Raw genomic sequence first — 6,161 nt, 5'->3', positions numbered from 1 at the left:
CTGGAAGACTGGTCCAAAACCAAACGCGCACCCAAACACGCCGATTGGCTGCACGCAAAAGAACTCAAAAAATAAATCCCCGCTCCGGCAACACCCAGCCGGAGCAACCCAAATCCTAACCCAAATTAATCGCTGGCGGGGTCTGCGATACGAAATTCTCTTTGCGCAAGAATACTGAGGCCAGCACAATCTTGATCTGGCCTCCACATTCGCTAAAAAACTTGGGCCCTGCAATTCATGCACGGCAGTTTTTGTGACATCCGAAGAATAGCTTACCGAGGTTGAAACCCCAACCAAAGGGTGCCGGTTGAAGATGGCCCCGATGAGTAGTGTTGCGTTATTTGACCTTCAGCGAGCCACCGGGTTCGCATTGCTTTCAGCTTCCGGGAATTTAGTAAACAGTCAGGTTCGCCTAGCGGACCTTAGTGTGGATTATTTTGGCGTAACGAAAATAATTGGAGCACGGTTTTGGAGGAGAAGGCATGAGTTCAGGGGCTGATCAGGAAGCGGCGAAGCCGATCAAGAACATTCTGTTCATCATGTATGATCAGTTGCGGTTCGACTATTTGTCCTGTGCGGGTCATCCGGTTTTGAAGACGCCGAATTTTGACCGGGTTGCGGCGATGGGTGTTCGGTTTACGAATGCCTATGTTCAGTCTCCGATCTGCGGGTCGTCTCGGATGAGCTATTATACGGGCCGGTATCCGTCCAGCCATGGGGCGCAATGGAACGGGTTTCCGATCCGCGTTGGCGAGGTAACGCTTGGTGATCACCTGCGTCAATTGGGGATGGATTGCTGGCTGATCGGCAAGACCCATATGAAAGCGGACAAGGCCGGGATGGAACGCCTTGGTCTGAGCCCCGACAGCGTGATTGGCGCACGTCAGTCGGAATGCGGTTTTGATGCCTGGATCCGGGATGACGGTCTGTGGGCCGAGGGTCCCGACGGGTTTTATGACGAAAAGCGGTCGCCCTATAACGAATACCTGAAATCCAAAGGCTACCCGTCGGAAAACCCCTGGGCGGATTTTGCCAATGCCGGGATTGACGAGGAGGGCGACATAGCCTCGGGCTGGATGTTCAAGAATGCGGACAAACCGGCCAATATCCGCGAAGAAGACAGCGAGACCCCCTGGCTGACGCGCGAGACGATCCGTTTCATCGAGGAAAACGACGGTCCCTGGTGCGCGCATGTGAGTTATATCAAGCCGCACTGGCCCTATGTGGTGCCTGCGCCCTATCACGATATGTATGGCGCGAATGCGATCCCGGCTGCCGTGCGGCATGAGCGCGAGCTGGAGAATACCCAGCCGGTTCTGAAGTCCTTTCAGGGCGCGCGGGTGTCACAGGCGTTCCAGCAGGAGGATGTGCGCGAGAAGGTCATTCCCGCCTATATGGGACTGATCAAGCAATGTGACGATCAACTGGGCGTGCTGCTGGACCACCTGGAGCAGACGGATCGGTTGAAGGACACGATGATCGTGCTGACCTCGGATCACGGTGATTATCTGGGCGATCACTGGATGGGCGAGAAGGACTTTTTCCACGAGCCTTCGGTCAAGGTGCCGATGATCATCTTTGATCCGCGCCAGGCTGCGGATGGCACGCGGGGCACGGTATGCGATGCGCTGGTTGAATCGCTGGACCTGTCGGCAAGCTTTGTCGAAGCGGCTGGAGGCAAAGTGCCGAGCCATATTATCGAGGGGCGCTCGCTGCTGCCCTGGCTGCGTGGTGAGCAGCCCGAATGGCGCGACTATGTGATCAGCGAATACGACTATTCCGCCCGTCCGCAATGTGTCGAGCTTGGGCTCGAGCCCCGCGACGCGCGCCTGTTCATGGTGTTTGACGGGCGCTACAAGCTGATCCACGCCGAGGGTGGATTCCGCCCGATCCTGTTTGATCTGCAGTCCGACCCGGCGGAGTTTGTCGACCTCGGCACATCCGATGACCATTCGGATGTCATCGCGCGCTTGTACGACCATCTCGGCCAGTGGGGCCGTCGGATGTCGCAGCGGGTCACCAAGTCGGATGACGACATCAAGGCGATGCGCGGCGGCTCGCTGCGCAAGGGCATCCTGGCGTTTCTGGTCGATGGCAGCGAAGTTCCCGACGAGCTTACCGCCAAGTACCGCGGAAAAGCCAAAGCCGACTACGTGTCGGACACACCAAACCCAGACTCACAGAAACCAAACTCCAAATCGGCATAAAGCCAAAAAACGCGCTTTTCATGTTGGCAACCGAAGCTGCCAGAGGCGGATTGACGTGACGTCATGGAAACCAAGGTGACATTCAGGGGTTGGAACAATGCCCATTTACCCGACGGGCATCCTTTGTCTTGTCGAAGCGTTGTTTCACCAGTTTGCAAAGGCGAAATAGTGACCGTTTGGCACCGGTTCGTCGCTTGCACGAAGGCCGGGTTGCGACTTTAAGTTGTTTGGAAGACCGATCTCCCCTAGAGCTCTCCGCGTTCTAATCAAAGCTCAACGACCATTGTGCGAACCCCTTGGCTTGAAGAGTGCCTTGGACTGGATTAGTTTAGTTAATAAATTCAAACAGTCGTTGGGAACACAACACTTATCGAGGTTTTGTTATGAGCGCGGAAAAATAGGGGGCAGAGATGACTGAAATTGACGACAGGGAGCTGGAACTTGCACAGTTTTTTCCCTACCAAATTTCAGTTCTTGCATCGCGCATTAGCAGACGACTATTGGCAGATTACCGGGATGAATTCGACCTGAATGCATCTGAATGGCGGGTCGTCGCACATGTCGCGCGTTGCGACAGAGTCTCTGTTCGTGAAATCCACAATTGCGTTAATTTAGACAAACCAACCGTCAGCCGTGCAGTTAGAAAGCTTGTTTCCTCTGGACTCCTGAACCGCGAGTCCAGCGAAGAAGACAGGCGGCTTTTGGAAATATCCCTTACCCCCAGAGGGTTGGAAGTGTACCGAAAAATCTCGGCTATTGCGCTGGACCTTGAAGAAGATCTGCTTTCCCCATTTTCGAAACTGGAACTTTTGGGAATCGTTTCTGCTTTCGAAAAGCTTCACCAAAAGCTTGATAAGGATAGCCGCGCCCCCAAGCGATCAGCGTTGGATGTTCTGGATTTTGATTGAGACTTGGCGACGCGCCTGCTCGAGAGCATCAAAAGCGTAGCATTCACTTCAACAGATCACGTGCATCTGCAGACGTGAGCGGGCGCGGTTTTTCGCAAGTGGTTGTCATTTCGACCCAGCGCCGACCTTCCCCAGCGTCCAGTATCGACGTCATGACATCAACTGCATGTACGGCCAGATCGATATTGCAGCGGTGGGGCCGCTCTTCTGAAATGGCTTGTACCATGTCTGCCAATCCAGCGGTGCGATAGTTTGCCTGCTGCGTGTCTTCGCCGTGGATTTCGTTCGCAACGCCAAATGGATGCTCTGAGCCAGGCAAAGGATGCAGGTCGCCAGCTTGATCGGAAATCATCACGTCTCCGCCGAAGAAGTTTGGGTCGGGCACCTGCATCGTGCCCTCGGTGCCGTATAGCTCCATATTTGGATGCGTATGAGCGCGGATGTCCCAACTGGCCCCCAAGGTTACGATGGCGCCATTTTCGAATTCGAGAAGCGCGTGGATATTGGTTGGCGTATTGACCGGGATCTCTTCGCCTTCGCGGGCGCCATTGCCGATTGTACGCGTGGGAAAACTTGCGGCGGTCATGGCGCAGACGGCCTTAACCGGACCGATCAGCTGGATCAGGTTGGTAATGTAGTATGGGCCGAGATCAAGGACCGGCCCTGCGCCCGGTTGGAAAAAGAAATCCGGGTTGGGGTGCCAATTCTCCATGCCGCGTGACATTACGTGGCAGGTTCCGCCGATCACGCGGCCGATCTGGCCGTCATCGATGACCGCGCGTGCTTGCTGGTGCGCACCACCCAGAAACGTGTCCGGTGCCGAGCCCACGCGTAGCCCTTTGCTTTCGGCCAGATCCCGCAGGGCTTTGCCTTGATCCAAAGTCAGGACCAGAGGTTTTTCTGAATAGGTGTGCTTTCCAGCCTCGAGAATACGCTTGGTCAGGTCGAAATGGGCCTCGGGGATGGTCAGATTGACGACAACGTCGATGTCGCCCGCGGCCAGCAGGTCATCTACCTCCTCGGCGCGGATATCATACTCGTCGGCGCGGGACTGCGCCGCGCTCATATTGATGTCCGCGACCGCGCGGACTTCCAGCCCTTTGAAAAGGGGCGCAAATTTTAGGTACGTAGTAGAGATGCTGCCGCATCCGATGATGCCGACGCCAAGTGTGCTCATGGAATATCCTCAAAGGGCTTGTACGGTTGCCAGCGAACGCGACGCGAAACGGTGGTGGTCGTTGGGGTTGTCGTGTTCGATGACATAACGAGAGACGCCGGCGTCCTGCAGCGCGTCGTGGATCGCGGTCCAGTCCATGACCCCATAACCCACATCAGCCCAACCGTCTTCGTCAACACAGTCGCCTTGCGGTGCCAGGTCCTTGATATGCGCCGAATGTATCTGATCGCCGTAGGTTCGGATGAGGTGTACCGGGTCCAACCCGGCGCGCACGACCCAGCCGAGATCAAGCTCGAGCTTCAGATCGGGCGAGGCGCCGGCGATGATGTCCAGCGGCGTTACGCCACCACCCAGATCGACCAGTTCGAAATCGTGATTGTGCCAACCGAAGATCAGCCCGGCCTCTTGCAGTGGTTTGCCAGCGGCTACCAGACGTTCGGCAAATACTTCCCAACCGGCGCGATCCGTCGGACGGTCTTTGGCGTCCAGAAAGGGCGCGAACACTGCTTCGGCTCCGACAGCCCGGGCGAGATCAATCGCAGCATCCGGGTCGCGTTCAATGTCGGCGAGGCCGTAGTGCAATGTGGGCATTTTCAGCCCCGCCGTTGCGAGGTCTTCCGTGAGCGAAGGTGCCTGGGCGAACAGGGCACCATATCCTTCGACCTCGTTAAATCCGGTTGCGTAAAGCATGGCGAGCGTGTCCAGCAGGGGCCAGTTTCGCGAACCGTAAAGCTGATATGAAATAGCAGGCATGATATGTCCTTTCATCTGACGCGGGTTACAGTCGCGTCTCGGTCGCGGCATCAAACAGCGAAGCGCGCGAAGTATCGAAACCAATTCGCAGGCGATCGCCCTCGGCCACGCGGCTGAGCCCATCCATGCGGAACCGTAGGTTGAGTGACCCAAGGGTGGAGTGAACCAGAGTATCCGAACCCAGTTTCTCGACGATCTGAACTTCGACCTCTGCCTGTGCCGCAGCAGTCTCAATCGCGTCGCCGGTCAGTACATGTTCGGGGCGAATACCGATGACAACGGGCCCGGCTTGGTGGCCAGTCCTTTCGAATTCGTAGCTGTCCAGCGGCAGCGACAGGTCTTGGGCGGCGAATTGGCCATTGTCGATGCGGCCTTCGATCATGTTCATTGCCGGGCTGCCGATGAAACCTGCGACGTAGATGTTCTGGGGCCGGTTGTAGATCTCATCGGGGCTGCCCAACTGCATGATTTTACCGCCCTTCATGATGGCAATCCGGTCCGCAAGGGTCATCGCCTCGACCTGATCATGCGTCACATAGATCATAGTGTTCTTGAGCTGCTGATGCAGGCGTTTGAGTTCAACCCGCAGATCGGTGCGCAGCTTGGCGTCAAGGTTCGAGAGCGGCTCGTCAAACAGGAACACATCGACATCACGCACCAGTGCCCGGCCGATGGCGACGCGCTGACGCTGACCGCCGGACAATGCGCCCGGCTTGCGTTTGAGCAAAGGTTCGATCTGTAAAATTTCGGCGGCCCGCGCCACGCGCTTGGCGATCTCATCTCTGGGAACGCGCGCATTCTTGAGGCCGAAGGATAGGTTCCCTTCGACAGTCATCTGCGGGTACAGCGCATAAGACTGGAACACCATGCCGATGCCACGGTCTGAAGGCTCCTTCCAGGTTACGTTCTGACCTTTGATGAAGATCTGCCCGTCGGTCACGTCCAGCAGCCCGGCGATACAGTTCAGCAGGGTGGATTTGCCACACCCGGACGACCCCAGCAGCACCAGAAACTCGCCTTCATGGATGTCGATGTTCAGCTCTTGCAGAACTTTGACTTCGCCAAAGTGCAGGTCCAGATCGCGGACTTCGACGGAATGGGAATGGATGTTCATTG

At 56.6% G+C, this 6,161-nt stretch carries 5 protein-coding genes and 1 pseudogene; 3 read left to right on the top strand and 3 right to left on the bottom strand.

Translation table 11 applies throughout. The features are described from left to right. The 3 genes and pseudogenes from ACR0LX_RS21100 to ACR0LX_RS21090 form a co-directional block, all read left to right on the top strand. Nucleotides 1–75 (top strand): annotated as a pseudogene (locus tag ACR0LX_RS21100) (VOC family protein); the annotation flags it as partial. Between the two features lie 407 nt (nt 76–482). Beyond that, a complete protein-coding gene (locus ACR0LX_RS21095; protein WP_480785332.1) occupies nt 483–2,207 on the top strand; it encodes a sulfatase-like hydrolase/transferase in 1,725 nt (574 codons plus the stop codon). A gap of 410 nt (nt 2,208–2,617) precedes the next feature. Beyond that, nucleotides 2,618–3,115: a MarR family winged helix-turn-helix transcriptional regulator gene (locus ACR0LX_RS21090; RefSeq protein WP_480785331.1), complete on the top strand. Its 498-nt coding sequence runs from the start codon at nt 2,618–2,620 to the stop codon at nt 3,113–3,115. A 43-nt stretch (nt 3,116–3,158) separates the two neighbouring features. Here ACR0LX_RS21090 and ACR0LX_RS21085 read toward each other — a convergent pair whose 3' ends face one another. Genes ACR0LX_RS21085 through ACR0LX_RS21075 form a run of 3 tightly spaced genes read right to left on the bottom strand, consistent with a single transcriptional unit; the run spans nt 3,159 to nt 6,159 of the window. Beyond that, nucleotides 3,159–4,292, bottom strand: a complete 1,134-nt coding sequence (locus tag ACR0LX_RS21085) for a Gfo/Idh/MocA family protein (protein ID WP_480785330.1) — start codon at nt 4,290–4,292, stop codon at nt 3,159–3,161. 9 nt (nt 4,293–4,301) lie between these two features. Continuing rightward, nucleotides 4,302–5,045: a sugar phosphate isomerase/epimerase family protein gene (locus ACR0LX_RS21080; protein ID WP_480785329.1), complete on the bottom strand. Its 744-nt coding sequence runs from the start codon at nt 5,043–5,045 to the stop codon at nt 4,302–4,304. 25 nt (nt 5,046–5,070) lie between these two features. Further along, a complete protein-coding gene (locus ACR0LX_RS21075) occupies nt 5,071–6,159 on the bottom strand; it encodes an ABC transporter ATP-binding protein (protein ID WP_480785328.1) in 1,089 nt (362 codons plus the stop codon). Between the last annotated feature and the right edge of the window lie 2 nt (nt 6,160–6,161).

It is taken from the genome of Ruegeria sp. CH11 (assembly GCF_056537105.1).
This window is presented reverse-complemented; position numbering and strand designations above follow the sequence as displayed.